Source organism: Mesorhizobium sp. M2A.F.Ca.ET.042.01.1.1 (assembly GCF_003997405.1).
Classification (GTDB): domain Bacteria; phylum Pseudomonadota; class Alphaproteobacteria; order Rhizobiales; family Rhizobiaceae; genus Mesorhizobium.
In genome coordinates, this window is record NZ_RZRX01000396.1 from 1 (window position 1) to 3797 (window position 3797).

Consider the following 3797-nt stretch of genomic DNA (forward strand, 5'->3'; position numbering starts at 1 on the left):
TCGCCGGAAAGAGCCGCTGCTTCACGGCCGGTCCCCCGCTCCGTCCCGGCTTCGCCGGGCCACCTCTCCCCCGCGTTGCGGGGGCGAGGAACTGCTTCCTACGCCACCAGATCCGGCACCGGCCCGACATAGCGCGACTGCGGACGGATCAACCGTCCGGTAGCCTGCTGCTCGCGGGCATGCGCGATCCAGCCGGCGACGCGGCCGGCGGCGAAGACGTTGGAGAATGCTTCTTTCGGGAAGCCGACCGCTTCGAGCAGAAGCGCGGTGTAGAACTCGACATTGGTCTGGATCGAACGCTGCGGCTTGGCGATCCTGAGCACTTCGAGCGCGGCCTGCTCCACCGTCTCGGCAAAGGCCAGCCGGCTGCCCATATTCTTGCTGCTTGCTTCGTTGCGGGAACCAAGCTGCCGCACCACTGCCTTCAGCGCGTCGGCGCGCGGATCGCGCACGCGGTAGATGCGATGGCCGAAGCCCATGATGCGCTCGCCATGCGCGATCTCGTCGCTGAGCCAGGCGGTCGCATCGCCGCTGGCCTCGATGGCGTCGAGCATCTCGATCACCGGCCCCGGCGCGCCGCCATGCAGCGGGCCCTTCAGCGCGCCGAGCCCGGCCAGAATGGCTGAGGTCAATCCCGCCTGCGTCGACGCCACCACGCGGGTCGCGAAGGTGGAGGCATTTAGCCCGTGGTCGCAGACCGTCACCAGGTAGCTGTCCAGCGCCTTGGCGAGCGCCGGCGAGACGGTGCCGGCAAGCATCCACAGCATATCGCCGGCATGATCGGCTTTTGGGTCGGGAGCGATCGGCGTTTCGCCTCGGCCAAGGCGCAGCAGGGCCGGCGTCAGCACCGCCGGCGCCGCGATCAAGCGCAGCGCGTCGGCAAGTCCGTCGCCGTCCTGCAGGACGGCCATGCCGGCCCGCATGCCGCTGTAGATGTCGAGCGGCGCGAGCTGCGCAAGCAGCGGTTTCACACGATCGAATACCTCCACCCGCGCCTTGCCGATCGCCTTCTCCAGTTCGGCGTCGCCGGGGAGATCGTCGAAGAAGCCGTCGAACAGCAGCCGCACCACCTGCGCGTAGCGCCAGCGCCCGGCGAGTTCCGCCAGCGAATGTCCCCGGATGGTGAGGTGCCCGCCCACACCGTCGACATCGGAAAGCACCGTGTCGGCCGCCACAACATCATCGAGCCCATTCGCCATGATCGTCTCCTTGACCTTTTACGCTTTGCAATTAATGCTGCGCAATCAATGCATCAATCTTGATCAAGATAATCAATATAAGGGCGGCAAATGACGGAGTGGCTGACGCGGGAGCAAGCGCTGGAGCGGCTGAACGTCCGGCCGCAGACGCTTTATGCCTATGTCAGCCGTGGTCGCGTCGGCATGAGGCCGGACGACGCCGACCCGCGCCGCAGCCAATACCGCGCCGACGACATCGCAGCACTTGCCATGCGACGCGACCGAGGCAGGAGCCCGCGGGCGATCGCCGAAAGCGCCATCGCCTGGGGCGAGCCGGCCATCGCCACCTCGATCTCGACGGTGCTGCATGGCCGCCTCATCTACCGCGGCAAGGACGCGGTGGAGTTTTCGGCGACGGCGACGCTCGAGGAGACCGCCGGACTGCTGTGGGCCTCCGGCCGTCCGGTGTCCTTCGCCTCGCTGACTCCTTCGGCCGCCCGGCAAAGCGGCACGCCGACCGCCTTCGCCCGGCTCTCGGCGCTTGCGGCCGAAGGCTGGCCCTCACTCGGCCGCAGGCCGGCCATGCTGCAGCAGGACGGCGCCGCCGCGACCAGCGCGCTGGCCACCGCGCTCGGCGCGACGCTAGGCTCCGAACCCGTGCATATGCGGCTGGCGCAAGGCTGGTCGGTGGAAGCAGATGGCGCCGACCTCATTCGCAAGGCGCTGGTGCTTTTGGCCGACCACGAGCTCAACGCGTCGACCTTCGCCGCCCGCGTCGCGGCCTCGACCGGTGCGCCGATCGCCGCCTGCCTGCTCGCCGGTCTCGCGACGCTCACCGGCCCGCGCCACGGCGGCGCGGGTGCCGCGGCAATCGCGCTGGTCGAGGATGCGGAGCGGCTGGGCGCGGACGAAGCGATCGCCCGCTGGCTGGCGCATGACCGGCCGCTGCCCGGCTTCGGCCATCCGCTCTATCCGGAAGGCGACCCGCGCGCCGAGGGCGTCTTCTCCGGCCTCGAGATCGACGAAGGGCTGTCGCGCCTTCGCAAGGCGGTCCTAGCCGCCACAGGCCTGCACCCCAACATCGATTTCGCCCTGGCTGCTATAACGCGCAGCCTGCGCCTGCCGGCCGACGCGCCCTTCCGCCTGTTCGCGCTCGGCCGCAGCGTCGGCTGGACGGCGCATGCCATCGAGCAGGTGACCAGCAACAGGCTGATCCGGCCCCGCGCCCGCTATGACGGGCCTATTTGCACGGGATGAAGGGGACTGATGGTAACATGTAGCGCCTCACAGTCAGGATGAAGCGCGCCAGGTTGTGTTGAGATTCAGGTCAGGCCGAGTCGAAAATAGTGGCTTTCGAGAACCGGAGCGGAGCGTACTTAAAGTACGTGAGCACCGGAAGCGCAGAAAGCCGCTATTTGCAGACCGGCCTCACCTGAATATCAACGCAACCTAAGACATCGTGTCGAGCTTGCGCTGCATTGCCGCAATCTGCGCCTTCAATTCCTGCAGATCGTCGGACTTCTCTTCCTTCTTCGGCGGCTCGGCCGGGGCCGCGGCATTGCTGCCGGCGGGCGGGAACGGCGTGAACATGCGCATGGCGTTCTGGAACATCTCGACATTGCGGCGCGTCTGTTCCTCGAGCGCCTTCATCGGCGTCTTCATCATGTCCATCGGCGTCTTGCCGAAGGCGCCCTTCATCTGCTCGCGAAACCGCTCCTGCTCCTTGGAGAAGGCGATCATCGACTGCTCGAGGAAGCTCGGCACGATCATCTGCATCTGATCGCCGTAGAAGGAGATGAGCTGGCGCAGGAACGGGATCGGCAGCATGTTCTGCCCGTCCTTGTTCTCCAGCTCGAAAATGATCTGCGTCAGCACCGGATGCGTGATGTCGTCGCCGGTCTTGGCGTCCTGTACCGTGAATTCCTCGCCCTTCTTGACCATCTCGGCAAGGTCTTCGAGCGTCACATAGGTGCTCGTGCCGGTGTTGTAGAGCCGGCGATTGGCATACTTCTTGATGACGATCGGGTCGTCTTTTGCGGCCATCCGGATCCTCCCCAGGACACCGGCACCTCTAGGAGTAAGCGGCCGGTAACGATTGCGCCTTCTGTTAAGGATACGCGCAAAAGCGTCACAATTCCAAGTGGTTTGTGCACTGCGGCATCAATTAATGCTGCACAGCCATTGCAAAATCCGCCGCGCGGCCAACGTCACGTTTACCGCGACCGGCGCGCGCTCTGCTTGCCGCGCATGGAGGCCATGCCCATTTCAGGTTTGACTCAGATCATTGAACGGGCAAGAAAAGTCTTCAACGATAGCCTAAAATACGACACCTCGAAGTCTGGAGAAGAAAATGGCCGCTTCCAATTCAATCGTCGTCGCCAGCGCCGCCCGCACCGCGGTAGGCTCCTTCAACGGCAGCTTCGCCGCCACGCCGGCGCATGATCTCGGCGCCGTGGTCATCAGGGAGCTGCTCGCCCGCGCGGGCGTCGAAGCCGCGGAGGTCGACGAGGTCATCCTCGGCCAGGTGCTGACCGCCGCTCAGGGACAGAACCCGGCCCGCCAGGCCTCGATCAACGCCGGCCTGCCGAAGGAAACCACGGCCTGGGGCCTCAACCAGGT

Annotated in this window: 3 protein-coding genes and 1 pseudogene; 2 read left to right on the plus strand and 2 right to left on the minus strand. The window is 65.9% G+C overall.

Features of this window, described 5'->3' with window-relative positions:
• Nucleotides 1–98: 98 nt before the first annotated feature.
• Nucleotides 99–1199, minus strand: coding sequence for a citrate synthase/methylcitrate synthase (locus EOA23_RS32495; protein WP_127307083.1), 1101 nt, complete (start codon nt 1197–1199; stop codon nt 99–101).
• Between the two features lie 90 nt (nt 1200–1289).
• Between EOA23_RS32495 and EOA23_RS32500 the strand changes: the two genes are divergently transcribed.
• Nucleotides 1290–2435, plus strand: a complete 1146-nt coding sequence (locus EOA23_RS32500) for a citrate synthase (protein ID WP_127307084.1) — start codon at nt 1290–1292, stop codon at nt 2433–2435.
• 192 nt (nt 2436–2627) lie between these two features.
• Here the strand turns inward: EOA23_RS32500 and phaR are convergent, their stop codons facing one another.
• Nucleotides 2628–3221 (minus strand): polyhydroxyalkanoate synthesis repressor PhaR, encoded by a 594-nt coding sequence (gene phaR, locus EOA23_RS32505; protein ID WP_126064030.1) that lies wholly within the window; start codon nt 3219–3221, stop codon nt 2628–2630.
• A 307-nt stretch (nt 3222–3528) separates the two neighbouring features.
• On the opposite strand from phaR, the pseudogene EOA23_RS32510 reads away from it, so the two are divergent.
• Nucleotides 3529–3797 (plus strand): annotated as a pseudogene (locus tag EOA23_RS32510) (acetyl-CoA C-acetyltransferase); the annotation flags it as partial.